A 16,030-nucleotide genomic window follows, 5' to 3' on the forward strand; every position below is an offset into this window, starting at 1 on the left:
GGGGGAGCGATGCGGTTCTGGCGATCGCGGAAGGTGACGGTGCCGGTCGTCCGGCTCCAGGGGACGATCGGCATGGGCTCGCCGCTGCGGCCGGGCCTGTCGATGGCGGGCGTCGCGAGCGCGATCGACAAGGCCTTCGCGATGAAGAGCCCGGCCGTCGCCCTCGTCATCAATTCGCCGGGCGGGTCGCCGGCGCAGTCCTCGCTGATCTTCACGCGCGTGCGCAAGCTCGCCGAGGAGAAGGAGAAGCGCGTCTTCGTGTTCGTGGAGGACGTCGCGGCCTCGGGCGGCTACTGGCTCGCGGTCGCGGGTGACGAGATCTATGCCGACGCGACCTCGATCCTCGGCTCGATCGGCGTCGTCACCGCGACGTTCGGCTTCACCGAGCTTCTGGAGAAGCTGGGGGTGGAGCGGCGCATCTATACGATCGGCGAAAACAAGGCGATCCTCGATCCCTTCAAGCCGGAGCGCGAGCAGGACATCGCGATCCTGCGCGCCGTCCAGCAGGACATCCAGGACGCCTTCGTGGCGGTGGTGAAGGCGCGGCGTGGCGAGAAGCTGAGCAGCGACCCGGACCTTTTCACCGGCCGCTTCTGGTCGGGGACGAGCGCGCTCGGCCATGGCCTCATCGACGGGATCGGGGATCTGCGCACCGTCCTGCGCAACCGCTATGGCGCGAAGGTGGTGCTGAAGCCGATCTCGGCCGCGCGCCAGTCCTTCTGGCGCAAGAGCCTCGGCCTGTCGGCGGACCTCTCCGCCGAGGCGATGATCGGCGCCGTCCGCGCCGACCGCCTCTGGGAGCGGCACGGGCTCTAGATCGGCCGTCTCAGGCGCCCGCGAGGTCGAGCATCGCGGCGCGGAAGCGGGCGGCGATGGCGTCGCGGCGGATGTGGCGGCCGTTCTCCACGAGGCGGCGCCCGCCCGACCAGACGGTCGCGACCCGCGTCCCTTCCGCGAAGATCCAGTGGTCGATCGCCTTGTCGGCCGGCACCCACGGCACCGCCGAGTGGTCGAGCGCGAGGAGATCGGCGGCCTCGCCCGGCGCGATCCCCCGCGCGCCGCCGACCGCGGCCGCTCCCCCGGCAAGCGCGTGCTCGAAGAGGTGGCGGCCGGTGGAGCCACCGGTCGGCGCGATGACGTTGCGCAGCCGCTTCGAGAGGCGCTGCGCGTACTCCACCTGCCGCAATTCGCCCGACAGCGTGATCTCGATGTTGGAGTCGGAGCCGACGCCGAAGCGGCCGCCATTGCCGAGCACGGTCGAGGCGCGGAAGATCCCGTCGCCGAGATTGGCCTCGGTGATCGGGCAGAGCCCCACCACCGCGCCGCTTTCCGCGACGCCCTTCGCCTCGTCCTCGGTCATGTGAGTCGCGTGGATGAGGCACCAGCGCTCGTCGACCGGGGCGTTCTCCAGAAGCCACTCCACGGGCCGGATGCCGTTCGCGGAAAGGCACGCGTCGACCTCGCCCGTCTGCTCGGCGATGTGCATGTGGATCGGGCCGCCGTTGGCGAGCGGCTGGACGGCGGCGAGCTCCTCGCCCGTCACCGCCCGCAGGCTGTGCGGCGCGACGCCGAGGACACCGCCCGGAAGGTCCGCGACGAGCCCTGCCGCGCGCTCCATGAGGCGGGCGAAGGCGTCGAGGTCGTGGATGAAGCGGCGCTGGCCGTCGATCGGCGGCAGGCCGCCGAAATCGGAGTGGGCGTAGAAGACGGGGAGGAGGGTGAGGGCGATCCCGGACTCCACGCTCGCCGCGGCGATCCGCTCGCTCATCTCGGCGGGGTTCACATAGGGCGCGCCGTCCTTGTCGTGGTGGAGATAGTGGAACTCGCCGATGCGCGAGAAGCCCGCCTCCAGCATCTCCATGTAGAGCTGCGCGGCGACCGCCTCGACATGCTCCGGCCCCATCGAGAGGCCGAACCGGTACATCTGCGTCCGCCAGCTCCAGAAATTGTCGTCCGCCGGGCCGCGCGTCTCGGCAAGGCCCGCCATCGCGCGCTGGAAGGCGTGGCTGTGGACGTTCGAGACGGCGGGGAGGAGGAACTCAACCCGCTCGTCGCCCGCCACCGGCGCGACGCCGGTCTCCACGCCGCCGATCGTCCCGTCACTCAAGGTGACCCGCACGTCTCGGGCGAGGCCGCCCGGCAGGAGCGCGTTCTCGGCGTGGATGGCGGCCATCGGAATCTCCTTGCGGGGCAGGATAACGAATTTCGGCTTGCCCGTCTCGATAATAAGTATATACATAATAGCGACGCAGGCAAGCGGCGACGAAGAGCGGGGCATCGGGTGGCGGACGGGATTTCGATCTGGACCAACGCGCGGCTGGCGACGCTCGACCCGCGCCTGCCGGGCCTCGGCACGGTGGAGGACGGCGCGCTCGCGGTCCGCGACGGCCGCATCCTTTTCGCCGGCCTCCGCGCCGACCTGCCGGCCGCGCTCGCCGCCGGCGCCGAGAGCATCGATTGCGGCGGCCGCTTGATCACCCCCGGCCTCGTCGACTGCCACACCCATCTCGTCCACGCCGGCAACCGCGCGGCCGAGTTCCGGATGCGCCTTTCCGGCGCGACCTATGAGGAGATCGCGAAGGCGGGGGGCGGCATCGTCTCCTCCGTCGCCAACGTGCGCGCCGCGAGCGAGGACGACCTCGTGCGCGAGAGCCTGCCCCGCCTCGACGCGCTGATCGGCGAGGGCGTCACCACCATCGAGATCAAGTCCGGCTACGGCCTCACGGTCGCCGACGAGGCGAAGATGCTGCGCGCGGCCCGCCGCCTCGGCGAGGTGCGCCCGGTCAGCGTCACGACCACCTATCTCGGCGCGCACGCCGTCCCGGCCGAGTATCGCGGCCGCAACGGCGATTTCCTCGACGAGATCGTCCTGCCCGGCCTCGCCGCCGCGCACGCGGACGGCCTTGCCGACGCGGTGGACGGCTTCTGCGAGGGGATCGCCTTCTCGCCGGAGGAGATCGCCCGCGTGTTCGACGCCGCGTCGGCGCTCGGCCTCCCGGTGAAGCTCCACGCCGACCAGCTCTCCAACCTCTCCGGCGGCGCGCTCGCCGCGCGCTATGGCGCGCTCTCGGCCGATCACCTCGAATATCTCGACGCCGCGGGGGCGGCCGCGATGGGGGCGGCCGGCACCGTCGCGGTGCTCCTGCCGGGCGCCTACTATTTCCTGCGCGAGAAGACCGCGCCGCCGGTGGCGCGCCTGCGCGAGCAAGGCGTCGCGATCGCGCTCGCGACCGACAACAATCCCGGCACCTCGCCGCTGACCTCGCTCCTCCTCACCATGAACATGGGGGCGACGCTGTTCGGCCTCACCGTCGAGGAATGCGTTGCCGGCGTCACGCGCGAGGCGGCCCGCGCCCTCGGCCGTCTCGGCGAGATCGGCACGCTGGAGGCCGGCAAGTCGGCCGACTTCGCGCTCTGGGATGTCGGCGAACCGGCCGAGCTCGTCTACCGTATGGGTTTCAATCCGCTGCACGCGCGGGTCTGGAAAGGCCGCCGCGGCGCTGGCCTCGGAGAACGATGATGACGATCATTCTGCGTCCGGGCGCGGTGCCGCTCGCCGACCTCGCCACGATCTACTGGACCTCCGCCGACGCCCGCCTCGACCCCGAATTCGACGCGGGGATCCAGAAGGCGGCCGCCCGGATCGCCGCGATCGCGGCCGGCAACGAGCCGGTCTACGGCGTCAACACCGGCTTCGGGAAGCTCGCCTCGATCAAGATCGACGCGGCCGACACGGAGACGCTCCAGCGCAACCTCATCCTCTCCCATTGTTGCGGCGTCGGCGCGCCGCTGCCGGAGGGGATCGTGCGCCTCATCATGGTCCTGAAGCTCATCTCGCTCGGCCGCGGCGCGTCGGGCGTTCGGCTCGCGCTGGTGCGCCTCATCGAGGACATGCTGGCGCGCCGCGTGACGCCCGTGATCCCCGAGCAGGGGTCGGTCGGCGCGTCGGGCGACCTTGCCCCGCTCGCCCACCTCGCGGCGGTGATGATGGGGGAGGCGGAAGCCGTCTTCGAGGGCAAGCGCCTGCCGGGCCGCGAGGCGCTGGAGAAGGCGGGGCTCACCCCGGTGGTGCTCGCCGCGAAGGAGGGGCTCGCCCTCATCAACGGCACCCAGACCTCCACCGCGCTCGCCCTCGCCGGGCTCCTCCGCGCGCACCGTGCGGCGCAGTCGGCGCTGATCACGGGCGCGATGTCGACCGACGCGGCGATGGGCTCGTCGGCCCCCTTCGTGGAGGACATCCATCTCCTGCGCGGCCACAAGGGGCAGATCGACACAGCGGCGGCGCTGCGCGGCCTCCTCGAAGGCTCGCCGATCCGCCAGAGCCACCTCGACGGGGACGAGCGCGTGCAGGATCCCTACTGCATCCGCTGTCAGCCGCAGGTCGACGGGGCGTGTCTCGACCTCCTGCGCATGGCCGCGCGCACGCTGGAGATCGAGGCGAACGCCGTCACCGACAACCCGCTCGTCCTCTCCGACGACAGCGTCGTCTCGGGCGGCAATTTCCACGCCGAGCCGGTCGCCTTCGCGGCCGACCAGATCGCGCTCGCCGTGTGCGAGATCGGCGCGATCTCGCAGCGGCGCATCGCGCTCCTCGTCGACCCGGCGCTCTCCTACGGTCTCCCCGCCTTCCTCGCGAAGTCGCCGGGGCTGAATTCGGGCCTCATGATTGCCGAGGTCACGTCGGCGGCCCTCATGAGCGAGAACAAGCAGATGTCGCACCCGGCCTCAGTGGACTCGACGCCGACCTCCGCCAACCAGGAGGATCACGTGTCGATGGCCTGCCACGGGGCGCGCCGTCTCCTGCAGATGACGCAGAATCTCTACACGATCATCGGGATCGAGGCGCTGACGGCGGCGCGCGGGATCGAGTTCCGCGCGCCCCTCACCACGAGCCCGGAATTGCAGAAGGCGCTCGCCTCGCTGCGCGCGGTCGTCTCGCGCCTCGACGAGGACCGCTACATGGCGCCGGACCTTGCCGCCGCCGCCGCGCTGGTCTCGGAAGGGCGCCTCGTCGCGAGCGTTTCCGGCGCGCTGCTCGTCACCTTGGAGGGTTGAGGTGGCGCGCCCCCTCGACCCCGACACGAACCGGACATTTCATCCTGGGACGCAGGCCAGACGCCGCGTCCCGCATTGCACCGAGAGGAACTGACGATGGACGATCCTCGTCGCAATATGCGTGACGTGCGGGCGCCGCGCGGCAACGCGCTCAACGCCAAGAGCTGGATGACCGAAGCGCCGCTGCGCATGATGATGAACAACCTCGATCCGGACGTCGCCGAGCGCCCGCACGAGCTCGTCGTCTATGGCGGCATCGGCCGCGCGGCCCGCACGTGGGACGATTTCGACCGCATCGTCGCCTCGCTGAAGTCGCTCGAGGAGGACGAGACGCTGCTCGTCCAGTCCGGCAAGCCGGTCGGCGTCTTCCGCACCCACAAGGACGCGCCGCGCGTCCTCATCGCCAACTCCAACCTCGTCCCCCACTGGGCGACGTGGGACCATTTCAACGAGCTCGATAAGAAGGGCCTGGCCATGTACGGCCAGATGACCGCGGGCTCGTGGATCTATATCGGCACGCAGGGCATCGTTCAGGGCACCTACGAGACCTTCGCCGAGGCCGGCCGTCAGCATTATGGCGGCGACCTCAAGGGGCGCTGGATCCTCACCGGCGGGCTCGGCGGGATGGGCGGCGCGCAGCCGCTCGCCGCGGTGATGGCGGGCGCCTGCTGCCTCGCCGTCGAGTGCGACGAGACCCGCGTCGATTTCCGCCTGCGCACCCGCTATCTCGACGCCAAGGCCCACACCCTCGACGAGGCGCTCGCCATGATCGGGACGTGGACGAAGGCGGGGGAGGCGAAGTCCGTCGGCCTCATCGGCAACGCGGCCGAGATCTTCCCCGAGCTCGTCCGTCGCGGCGTGAAGCCGGACATGGTCACCGACCAGACCTCGGCCCACGACCCGATCCACGGCTATCTCCCGCTCGGCTGGACCGTCGCCGACTGGCGCGCCAAGCAGGAGAGCGACCCGAAGGCGGTCGAGGCCGCCGCGCGCGCCTCGATGAAGCAGCACGTCGCCGCGATGGTCGATTTCTGGAACATGGGTGTGCCGACGCTCGACTATGGCAACAACATCCGCCAGGTCGCGAAGGAGGAGGGGCTTGAGAACGCCTTCGCCTTCCCCGGTTTCGTGCCGGCCTATATCCGCCCGCTCTTCTGCCGCGGCGTCGGCCCGTTCCGCTGGGCCGCCCTCTCCGGCGATCCGGAGGACATCTACCGCACCGACGCCAAGGTGAAGGAGCTGCTGCCCGACGACGCGCACCTTCACAACTGGCTCGACATGGCGCGCGAGCGGATCGCCTTCCAGGGCCTGCCGGCGCGCATCTGCTGGGTCGGGCTCGGCGAGCGGCACCGCCTCGGCCTCGCCTTCAACGAGATGGTGCGCACGGGCGAATTGAAGGCGCCGATCGTGATCGGGCGCGACCATCTCGATTCCGGCTCTGTCGCCTCGCCGAACCGCGAGACCGAGGCGATGAAGGACGGCTCCGACGCGGTGTCCGACTGGCCGCTCCTCAACGCGCTCCTCAACACCGCCTCCGGCGCGACCTGGGTCTCGCTCCACCATGGCGGCGGCGTCGGCATGGGCTTCTCCCAGCACTCCGGGATGGTGATCTGCTGCGACGGCACCGAGGACGCCGACCGCCGCATCGGCCGCGTCCTGTGGAACGACCCCGCGACGGGCGTGATGCGCCACGCCGACGCCGGCTACGAGACGGCGATCGAGTGCGCCAAGGAGAAGGGCCTCCGCCTGCCGGGCATTCTCGGCAACTGAGGGGCGGGGCCGTCCGCCGAGAGAGCGCCCGCCACCGCGGCGAGCGCGATTCTCGATATGTCTAGACATTATGGCTGCCGCAGGGGGAGAGGCCGCGTTGAAACCCATCCACCAGCAGATCTTCGACGACATCGAAGGCAAGATCATGGACGGGCGCTGGCAGCCGGGGCAGCGGATCCCCTACGAGTACGAGCTTGAAGAGGAGTATGGCTGCTCGCGCATGACGGTGAACAAGGCGCTCACCGCGCTTGCCGATCGCGGCATGATCATCCGCAAGCGCCGCGCCGGCTCCTTCGTCGCCCAGCCCCAGATCGACCGCACCGTCATGGAGATCCAGGACATCGGCGCGGCGGCGCAGCTTGCCGGGCACGACTATGCCTACGAGATCCAGTCGAGCCGGATCGAGCGCCTCGGCGAGGCCGACGCCGCCCGCCTCGGCGTCGACGGCAAGCCGGAGGTGCGGCGCATCACCTGCCTCCACCTCGTCGACGGCAGGCCCCACGCGGTGGAGGACCGCATGATCATGCTCGACGCGGTGCCGCGCGCCCGCTTCGAGGGGTTCGACGCCAAGCCGCCCGGAAGCTGGCTCCTGGAGCAGGTGCCCTGGTCGGCCGCCAAGCACGTGATCACCGCGATCCCCGCCGACGCCGCCATCGCCCGCGCGCTCGACATGGCGAAGGGCGCGCCGTGCCTGCTCCTCTCCCGCCAGACCTGGCAGGGCGGGCGGACGGTGACCTATGTGGAGATCACCCACCCCGGCGACCGCTACCAGTTCACCGGCTACTTCCAGCCCCTCAGCCCGGCGTCCCACTGACGGGACGCGCCACGGCCGCGGCGGCCCGCCCGCCATCCCCGCGCAAGCGCCGGCCGCTATATCCGCTAGAGACGTCATAAGGGGCGGACGATCACGCGTTCGACGCCCGCCCCGCGGCCGCCTCTCGCGCGGCCCCGGCTGCCATGAGTTCGGGCACCCGGTCTGACATGACGAGATCCCCGCGAAGCCACCTCCGGCGCCGCACGCTTGCGGCGGGCGGATGCGCGTGCCCCGGCCGTCCATCGGCCGCACCCGTGGCGCGCCGCGCGGATCCCATCCCGAGGAGACAGACCGAGTGCGCCGCGCGTGACCCGCGCGCGGCCGAAACCAACGCGAGGAGAGCCATGGAGATCAAGCAGTTGCGCTATTTCAAGCGTGTTGCGGATGCGGGGAGCGTCTCGCGCGCCGCAGCGGCGCTCTCCGTGGCGCAGCCCGCCGTCAGCCGCCAGATCGCCAATCTGGAGGAAGCGCTCGGCACGCCGCTCTTCTTCCGCAACGGGCGTGGAGTGAAGCTGACCGACGCCGGCGAGCAGCTCTACTCCCACGCCAACGACATCCTGGAGGCGGTGCGCCAGGCCGAGCAGAATGTGCGCGACACGATGGGGATCGCGCGCGGCACGATCCTCATCGGCTCGATGCCGACGGTCGTGCGCTATCTCGCCCCGCCGCTCCTCCTCAACGTGCAGAAGGCGTTCCCGGACCTCGACCTAGAATTCACCGAGGGGATGTCCGGCTACGTCAACGAATGGCTCTCGAACGGGCTCCTCGACGTTGCGATCCTCCACGACGCGACGCGCACCCAGCATTTCCTCACCGAGCCGCTGATGTGCGAGGCGCTCGTCTTCGTGACCGCGGACACGAAGGGGGAGACGGGACCGATCGCCTTCCGAGATGCCATCGCGCGGCCCCTGGTGCTGCCACGCCGAGTGCACGGATTGCGCCTCTACGTGGAGCGCGTCGCCGCCAACATGCGCCTGCAGCTCAACGTCGCAGGCGAGCTCGACTGCGCGATGGCGATCAAGGCGATGGTGCGCGAGGGGCGCGGCGACAGCATCATGCCGCACGGCGCCGTGGCGGACGAGGAGGGCCTCGCGGTGCGTCCGGTCTCCGATCCCGCCCTGCAACGCACGCTGCTCCTCGCGACGTCGTCGCAGCGGCCGGTCTCGCAATCCACCCGCGCCGTGATCCAGGAGCTGAAGAAGCTCGTGCGCAATTTCACGAGCGGGCGCGGCTGGCCGGGGGCGGAGCGCTATAGCGACCGCCCGGCCCAGCGCCCGGCGCAGGAGCCCTACACCCCCTGTGCGGACGAGGCGCGCGCCGGCTCGTTCGACCACGCGGCGTGAAGCGTGACGCGAACGGCGCACCAGCCGGCGAACCTTCGCGGGAGGGTTGATCGCGCCCGAGAGGGACCGTAAGCCAGCGCAAGTCTACCGGAGTCGCTGAACGTGTCGAATGTCAAAGGGATCGTGCTGGCAGGCGGTGCCGGCACGCGGCTGCGACCGATCACCAACGTGATCTCGAAGCAGCTCTTGCCCGTGTACGACAAGCCGATGATCTACTACCCGCTCGGTGTGCTGATGCTTGCCGGGATCCGTGACATCCTGATCATCACCACCCCGGAGGACGCCCCGCTCTTCCACCGCCTCCTGAACGACGGGTCGGACTGGGGCATCTCGATCAGCTACGCCGTCCAGCCGAAGCCGGAAGGCCTCGCCCAGGCCTTCATCATCGGACGCGAGTTCGTCGGCAACGACCGCGTCGCCCTCGTCCTCGGCGACAACATCTATTATGGGCACGGTCTCGAGGATCGCCTCGCCGCCGCCGCGCAGCGCGAGGTCGGGGCCAGCGTCTTCGCCTATTATGTGAAGGATCCGGAGCGCTACGGCGTCATCGCCTTCGACGAGACGGGCAAGCCGTCCCGCATCCTCGAAAAGCCGCAGGATCCCCCGTCGAACTATGCCGTCACCGGCCTCTATTTCTACGACAACCAGGTTCTCGACATCGCCGCCGCGATCAAGCCGTCCCCGCGCGGCGAGCTCGAGATCACCGACGTGAACCAGGCCTATCTCGACAAGGGCGAACTCCACGCCGAGACCATGGGCCGGGGCTATGCCTGGTTCGACACCGGCACGCACGACTCCCTCCTCGACGCCGCGATGTTCATCCGCGCGCTGGAGCAGCGCCAGGGCCTGCGCATCTGCTGCCCGGAGGAGATCGCCTGGCGGCGCGGCTGGCTCAGCGACGAGGGCCTTGCCGAAATCGGTACACTCCAGGAAAAGAGCGGATACGGTCGCTACCTGCTCGACCTTCTCGACTAGGACCAAGCGTGAATTTTATCCGGTCCATTCGCCAGATTCTGCCGTTCCTCGGGCATCCGCGGTCGGCTTGGCTCCACCTGCGCTGGCACATGAAGGCGCGGCAGCACAACCGCATCCGCCAGGTCCTGCGCAAGGAATTCGACGACGCCTACTACATGCGGACCTATCCCGAGGTCCGCCGGATGCGCATCGGGCCGCTGCGGCACTACATCCTCGTCGGCTGGAAGGAGGGGAAGGACCCCTCCGAGCTCTTCTCCACCCGCGCCTATCTCGACATGTACCACGATGTCGCAGGCCAGAAGATGAACCCCTTCTTCCACTTCCTCGCCTACGGGCGGGAGGAGGGGCGCATCGCCACCATCTCGAACGCGCGCCGGCGCAACCTCCACCGGCCCGTCGAGGCGCTGAAGGTGCCGCCGATCCCGACCGAGGCGGAATGGGCCGCTGCGCCCAAGCGCGTCGTCGACCCGGAGACGGCCCCGGCGGTCAACGTGGTGATCCCGGTCTATAAGAGCCTCCAGCACGTCGCGGCGACGATCTACAGCGTCCTCGTCGCCGAGTGCGAGGTCCCGTTCGAGTGCCTCGTCATCGACGACTGCTCGCCGGAGCCCGAGGTGAGCGCGCTCCTCGCCAAGCTCGGCGCCAGCGGCCACATCCGCCTCATCGTGAACGAGACCAACAAGGGCTTCGTCACGAGCGTCAATGTCGGGATGGCGCACAACACCCACCGCGACGTCGTCCTCCTCAACGCCGACACCGTCGTCCACGACGGCTGGCTCGACCGCCTGATGCGCCCGCTGCGGGACGATCCGGAGATCGCGACGGTCACGCCGCTCTCCAACAACGCGACGATCGCGAGCTATCCGAACACCGCCGTCGACAACGCCTTCGAGCTTGAGGTCGATTCCGCGACGATCGACCGCCTCGCGGCCAAGGCGAACGGGGCGACCGTCGTCGACGTGCCGACGGGCGTCGGCTTCGCGATGGCGATCCGCCGCGCCGCACTCGACGAGATCGGCCTCTTCGACGCCGAGACGTTCGGCCTCGGCTATGGCGAGGAGTGCGATTTCTGCATGCGCGCCATCAAGGGCGGATGGCGCAACGTGCTCGCGACCGGCGTCTATGTGCGCCATTTCGGCTCGATGTCGTTCGGCCCGAGCCAGCTTGCGCGTTCGGAGAAGGCGCAGGCGCTGCTTGCCGCCAAGCACCCCGACTATGCCGGGCGGATCGCGCGCCACATCGCGGCCGACCCCGTGCTCCCCTCGCGCATCCTCCTCGACGTCGCGCGCCTCGAGGCGGCGATGGGGCCGGTCTCGGTCCTCTTCTTCAGCCACACGCGCGGCGGCGGGATCGAGACGTATCTCGAAAACACCGCGAAGACGCTGATCGACAATGGCCTGCGCGACGTCGCGCGCCGCGCGATCGTGGTGCAGACGCAGGTCCAGGGCTTCGTGAAGATCGGCCCGTTCGGCCGCAAGCCGCTGCCCTATCTGCCGAACCTCGAGGGGCTGAACCTCGAGCGGCACAAGGATCTCCTGTCGCCGCTGATCGAGCTCCTCGATCCCGAGCTCGTCCACATGAACTCCTTCGCCGGCCTCTCCGTGCCGTCCATCGCACGGCTGATGGAGGCGCTAATGTCGTCCGGCCGGCCCTACTGGCACGTCTGGCACGACCACCAGCCGCTCTGCCCGCGCCTCACCTTCCTCGACGCCGAGGACCGCTATTGCGGCGAGACGGACGCGACGCGCTGCACCGCCTGCCTCGCGGCGACGAGCACCTCGTTCGAGTGGGTGCGGATCGAGGATTGGCGCGAGCGCTTCCGCAAATATCTCTCACAGGCCGCGATGGTGAGCGCGCCGAGCGAGGCCGCGGCGCTGCGCGCCCGCCGTCTCGCCGACGTCGCGAAGGTGGAGGTCCACCCCCACGCCGAGCCCCACCTTGCCGACATCGAGCCGCTGGAGCGTGGCACGGCCGAGGACGGCAAGCGCCACATCCTGATCCTCGGCGCGATCGGGCCGCACAAGGGCGCCTACCTCATCCACGCGATGCTTCAGGACATCGAGCGCCGCAAGCTGCCGCTCCATCTCGACATCGTGGGCTACACCGCGCTGCGCGAGATCGCGAACGGGCCGAACTGCACGGTTCACGGCAAATATCATGGCGACGCGGACGCGATCGCGCGCATCCGCACGATCCAGCCGGACCTCTGCCTCTTCGCCTCGATCTGGCCGGAGACCTACCTCTTCACGCTCTCGGTCGTGATGGCGCTCCACCTGCCGACCGTCGCCTTCGATCTCGGCGCGCAGGCGGAGCGGCTGAAGGCCTATGCGCGCGGCCACGTCCTGCCGGAGCGGCTGATGGAGGATCCCGTCGCGATCAACGACGCGCTCCTCGCGCTCGACCTCGATCCCTTGTGGTCGGCGCCGGCGGCGGTGGACTTCCCCGTCGACGGCACCCTCTCGGACTATTTCAGGGCGAAGATGGCTCTGCCGGCGCCGGAGGAGACGCCGTCACCGTCTCATGAGAGAATAGCGGCCCCGGCGAGCGCAGAAACTCGCGCAGAATCAGCCGGTCCGATGGCTCTGCCTCTTTGAAGATGTGCTGACGTTCCGCCTCGCTCATGAGGTGGGACATCGAGCCGCTGGCCCGGTGGGCGTTCATGATCGCCTTGCGCTGGCGGCCCTTCTCCGCGTCGTCCGCCTCGGAGCGGTTCACCTCCAGGAGGAGGGCGAGCCCCTCCGACGAGGGTGACGGGTTCACGCGCGCGACGGGGATGTTCGTCTCGACATCGATCCCGACGGCGCGACAGAAGGCCGCGAAGACGTTCGCCTTCGCATCCCCGTAGCGGATGACGTGCACGGGATCGGCCTTCAGGAAATAGGCCCAGCGGCTGATCACGCGGAAATAGTCGAGCCCGCTGTTCAGCCGCCGCAGCGCCTTCTCGAACCACTCCTCGAAAGGCCGCGCCTCGCCGTTCTTCACCGCCTGGAGGTAGGAGGACATCGCCCACTCGTCCTGCCGGCGGATGAAGGCGACGAGCTCGTAGGAGGCCGGCGCGAAGGCCGCGGCGAACGTCTTGTAGACGTGCGGGGGGAGGGAGCCCCAGAAATACTCACTCGAGATGACGATCGTGTGGGCGCCGGTGGAGGCGGCCTCGTCCTTGATCGCGGCGACCATCTCCTCGAAATAGGCTGCGCGGTCTTCCGGCAGATCGTCCTTGTGCATCTGCCAGGCGCCCGGATGGATCGAGGCGGCCAGCAGGTGATGCGCGCCCGCGGCGACGCCGTGGCGGCTGTAGAGCACGCCCGCATCCGCCAGCGCGTCGCGCTTGGCGTAGAGCGTCGCCTGCAGGGCGGAGCTTCCGGTTTTTGTGGATCCGATGTGGAGAATCAGCCGCATCAATCGCAATCTTCAGAGGCGTTGGAGAAACAGTGGGGCAGAACGCGAGGCCGGTGGTGCCGGCCGGAGAGCCGCGAACTGGTGGAATATGCCGCCAAAATCACGCGTCCTCCATGCGGCGGCCGGCCACTCTATGCACGACAGCCTTGCATCCGACAGACTTAAGCTCGACGCGACGTTCGGGCTATGGGGAAAGACGCGCCGAAGGCGCATTAGGGGACGCGCCGCGATGATGCAACCAATGGCGCGCATGGGGGGAAGACGATGAGCGAGGCGAAGCGGCAAGTCGCCGAGGCGGCGGCGGCCCTGGTGGAACCGGGCATGCACCTGGGTTTGGGCTCCGGATCGACTTCGCTCCTGTTCGTCGAGGCGATCGGCCGGCGCGTGCGCGACGGGCTCGCGCTGCCCCCCGCGGTCGCCACCTCCAACGAGACCGAGGCGACCGCCCGCGCCGCCGGCATCGAGATCGTCGACATGTTTGCGGCCGACGCGCCGACCCGGCTCGACCTTGCCGTCGACGGGGCGGACGAGGTCGACCCCGACCTCAGCGCCATCAAGGGCGGCGGTGCCTCGCTGCTGCGCGAGAAGATCGCGGCCTCCCTCGCGGCGCGCTTCATCATCATCGTGGACGGCTCCAAGCGCGTGGCGCGGCTCGGCCGCTATCCGCTCCCCGTCGAGACGGTGCCATTCGGCTGGGCGGCGACGGCGGCGGCGATCGCGAGCGGCCTCGGCGTGACGCCGAAGCTGCGGATGAAGGACGGTGCGCCGCTCGTCACCGACAACGCGAACTACATCCTCGACTGCCCATTCGGCGAGATCGCCGACGCGCCGGCCGTCGCCGACGCGCTGTCGCGCCTACCGGGCGTCGTGGAGCACGGCCTCTTCATCGGCATGGCGAGCGACGTGCTCATCGCGGAGCCCGGCGGGATCGCGAGACTCAGCCGCGCCTGACATGGCGCGCCTCGACGCCATCCTCACCCGGACAGCCGCGGTCGCCTCGGCCGCGCTCCTCGCCCTCATCGTCCTCGCGCTGACGGTGAACGTCGTCGCGCGCACCTTCGCCCTGCCGGTGGTGGGGGCGAGCCTCGTCGCCCAATGGGCGCTGCCGGTGCTCGCCTTCGCCGCGCTCGCCTCGTTCGCCGCCCCCGGCGGGGGCTGGCGTGCGCTGCCGCGCCAGGCCCTCGTCGGCTTCGCGATCGCCTCGCTGCTGGCCGGGATGATCGCCGCCGCCGAGCGTGTCGGCGGCACCGAGCCCGTGCTCGGGATCCCGACCGCCTGGCGCTACTGGGCCTCGGCCGTCTTCGCGGCGATCGGCCTCCTCGCGGCGCTGTCGCAGGGGCGGGCGGCCGGCGCGGCGGGGCTCCTCGGCGCGGCGGTCGCGCTCCTCCCCCTGCCGCAGATGCCGATGGTGGCGGCGGTCGCCGTCTTCGGGATCGCCCTCGCGCTGGAGGTGCCGGTCGCGCTCGCCCTCATCGCCGCGGTCGTGCTCGCGCCGGGGCCGCTCTCGGACGCCGCGATGACGCAGAGCGTGATGCGGGGCCTCTCGCCCTATGTCCTCCTCGCCGTGCCGCTCTTCGTGCTCGCCGCCGCGCTGATGATCGCGGGCGGGGTCGGGGAGCGCATCGTCGACGCCGCGCGCTGGATGGCGCGGCGCCGGTCGAGCGCGCTCGGCGAGGCGAACGTCTTGACGAGCCTCCTCTTCGGTGGGGTCTCCGGGTCGAGCATCGCAGACGCCGCGCTCGGTGCGCGCCTCATCGCACCCGGCATGGTGGCGGCGGGTTACAGTCCCTCGCGCGCTGCCGCGATCACCGCCTCGTCCGCGATCCTGCCCAACGTGCTGCCGCCGTCGATCGGCCTCCTCCTCGCCGCGGCGGCGACCGACCAGTCCGTCGGTGCGCTCTGGCTCGCGGGCGTCGGCGCGGGGCTGACCCTGACGTTCGCGCTCTGGTGCGCCGTGCGCCTCACGCCGCCCAAGGCCCCCGTCGCGGTCCCCGACGCGCCCACGAAGGGCGGCCGCGCCGTCCTCGCCGGCCTCCTCCCGCCATTCCTCATCGGCGTCGTCGTCCTCGGCGGGCTGCGGCTCGGCCTCGTGACGGCGGTGGAGGCGGGGCTCCTCGCCGTCTTCCTCGCCGCGGGGATCGCGTGCGCGATGCGCGGGCTCGCGGCGCTGCCGGCGGCGCTGATGGAGGCCGCGATCCAGACCGGACGTGTCTCCCTCCTCATCGGCGCGGCGGCTCCTGTCGGCTTCCTCTTCGCGACGAGCGGCCTCAGCGCCTCCGACTTCCTGCCGGGCGGGCCGGGGATCCTCGTCCTCATCGCCGCCGTCGGGCTCTGCCTCGCCATCGGGACGGTGCTCGATGTCGGGGCGGCGATCCTGCTGATGCTCCCGGTCCTCCTCCCGGCTGCGGTGGCGGCCGGATTCGACCCCATCCACGCGACGCTCGTCCTCACCGTCGCGCTTCTTCTCGGCGGGCTCACCCCGCCCGTCGGCGTGCTCGTCCTTGTCGTGAAGGACATCACCGGCACAAGCGGCGTTTATCTCGCGGTGGTGCCGTATCTCGCCGCGCTCATTGCCGCGCTCGCCGTCATTCTTTGGATGCCGCCCTTGACGGTCGGCCTCGTCCGACTCCTCTAGATGGGGGACGGCGCCGACGATGTTTCTGCAACGATTGGA

The 16,030-nt window shown here is 70.3% G+C and carries 11 protein-coding genes; 10 read left to right on the forward strand and 1 reads right to left on the reverse strand.

All coding sequences use genetic code 11. The annotated features are described in order from the left end of the window. Window positions 1–9: 9 nt before the first annotated feature. Complete coding sequence (locus tag DBV35_RS06920; protein WP_108659450.1) at window positions 10–816, forward strand: S49 family peptidase; 807 nt, start codon at window positions 10–12, stop codon at window positions 814–816. 10 nt (window positions 817–826) lie between these two features. Here DBV35_RS06920 and DBV35_RS06925 read toward each other — a convergent pair whose 3' ends face one another. Continuing rightward, the gene (locus tag DBV35_RS06925) at window positions 827–2,173 is read right to left on the reverse strand and encodes a formimidoylglutamate deiminase (RefSeq protein WP_108659451.1); all 1,347 of its coding nucleotides are present in this window, start codon (window positions 2,171–2,173) and stop codon (window positions 827–829) included. Window positions 2,174–2,281: 108 nt separating this feature from the next. Here DBV35_RS06925 and hutI point away from each other — a divergent pair, with 108 nt between their 5' ends. From hutI to DBV35_RS06970, 9 genes are all read left to right on the forward strand, one after another. After that, a complete protein-coding gene (hutI, locus tag DBV35_RS06930) occupies window positions 2,282–3,520 on the forward strand; it encodes an imidazolonepropionase (protein WP_108659452.1) in 1,239 nt (412 codons plus the stop codon). Further along, window positions 3,520–5,055 carry a histidine ammonia-lyase gene (gene hutH / locus DBV35_RS06935; protein WP_108659453.1) on the forward strand — a complete coding sequence of 512 codons (1,536 nt, stop codon included), beginning with the start codon at window positions 3,520–3,522 and terminating at the stop codon, window positions 5,053–5,055. Before hutI ends, hutH begins: the two co-directional genes overlap by 1 nt. Window positions 5,056–5,151: 96 nt before the next feature. Beyond that, the gene (gene hutU, locus DBV35_RS06940; protein ID WP_108659454.1) at window positions 5,152–6,825 is read left to right on the forward strand and encodes a urocanate hydratase; all 1,674 of its coding nucleotides are present in this window, start codon (window positions 5,152–5,154) and stop codon (window positions 6,823–6,825) included. A gap of 70 nt (window positions 6,826–6,895) precedes the next feature. Continuing rightward, window positions 6,896–7,639, forward strand: coding sequence for a histidine utilization transcriptional repressor HutC (locus tag DBV35_RS06945; RefSeq protein ID WP_425428444.1), 744 nt, complete (start codon window positions 6,896–6,898; stop codon window positions 7,637–7,639). A gap of 344 nt (window positions 7,640–7,983) precedes the next feature. Then, window positions 7,984–8,982: a LysR family transcriptional regulator gene (locus DBV35_RS06950; RefSeq protein WP_170134885.1), complete on the forward strand. Its 999-nt coding sequence runs from the start codon at window positions 7,984–7,986 to the stop codon at window positions 8,980–8,982. A gap of 102 nt (window positions 8,983–9,084) precedes the next feature. Then, a complete protein-coding gene (rfbA, locus tag DBV35_RS06955; RefSeq protein WP_108659457.1) occupies window positions 9,085–9,957 on the forward strand; it encodes a glucose-1-phosphate thymidylyltransferase RfbA in 873 nt (290 codons plus the stop codon). Between the two features lie 89 nt (window positions 9,958–10,046). Then, on the forward strand, window positions 10,047–12,551 hold the full coding sequence (locus tag DBV35_RS06960; RefSeq protein ID WP_157961615.1) for a glycosyltransferase: 2,505 nt from the start codon (window positions 10,047–10,049) through the stop codon (window positions 12,549–12,551). Window positions 12,552–13,620: 1,069 nt separating this feature from the next. Continuing rightward, the gene (rpiA, locus tag DBV35_RS06965; protein WP_108659459.1) at window positions 13,621–14,307 is read left to right on the forward strand and encodes a ribose-5-phosphate isomerase RpiA; all 687 of its coding nucleotides are present in this window, start codon (window positions 13,621–13,623) and stop codon (window positions 14,305–14,307) included. Window position 14,308: 1 nt separating this feature from the next. Beyond that, window positions 14,309–15,991, forward strand: coding sequence for a TRAP transporter large permease subunit (locus tag DBV35_RS06970; protein ID WP_108659460.1), 1,683 nt, complete (start codon window positions 14,309–14,311; stop codon window positions 15,989–15,991). Window positions 15,992–16,030 lie beyond the last annotated feature (39 nt).

It is taken from the genome of Acuticoccus kandeliae, from assembly GCF_003073115.1.

Bases quoted from the DNA above. Each gene is read 5' to 3' on its own strand.
- hutU (WP_108659454.1), top strand. From the start codon at position 5,152: ATGGACGATCCTCGTCGCAATATGCGTGACGTGCGGGCGCCGCGCGGC.
- DBV35_RS06925 (WP_108659451.1), bottom strand. From the start codon at position 2,173: ATGGCCGCCATCCACGCCGAGAACGCGCTCCTGCCGGGCGGCCTCGCC.
- hutH (WP_108659453.1), top strand. From the start codon at position 3,520: ATGACGATCATTCTGCGTCCGGGCGCGGTGCCGCTCGCCGACCTCGCC.
- DBV35_RS06970 (WP_108659460.1), top strand. From the start codon at position 14,309: ATGGCGCGCCTCGACGCCATCCTCACCCGGACAGCCGCGGTCGCCTCG.
- DBV35_RS06950 (WP_170134885.1), top strand. From the start codon at position 7,984: ATGGAGATCAAGCAGTTGCGCTATTTCAAGCGTGTTGCGGATGCGGGG.
- DBV35_RS06945 (WP_425428444.1), top strand. From the start codon at position 6,896: ATGGCTGCCGCAGGGGGAGAGGCCGCGTTGAAACCCATCCACCAGCAG.
- rpiA (WP_108659459.1), top strand. From the start codon at position 13,621: ATGAGCGAGGCGAAGCGGCAAGTCGCCGAGGCGGCGGCGGCCCTGGTG.
- DBV35_RS06960 (WP_157961615.1), top strand. From the start codon at position 10,047: ATGAAGGCGCGGCAGCACAACCGCATCCGCCAGGTCCTGCGCAAGGAA.
- DBV35_RS06920 (WP_108659450.1), top strand. From the start codon at position 10: ATGCGGTTCTGGCGATCGCGGAAGGTGACGGTGCCGGTCGTCCGGCTC.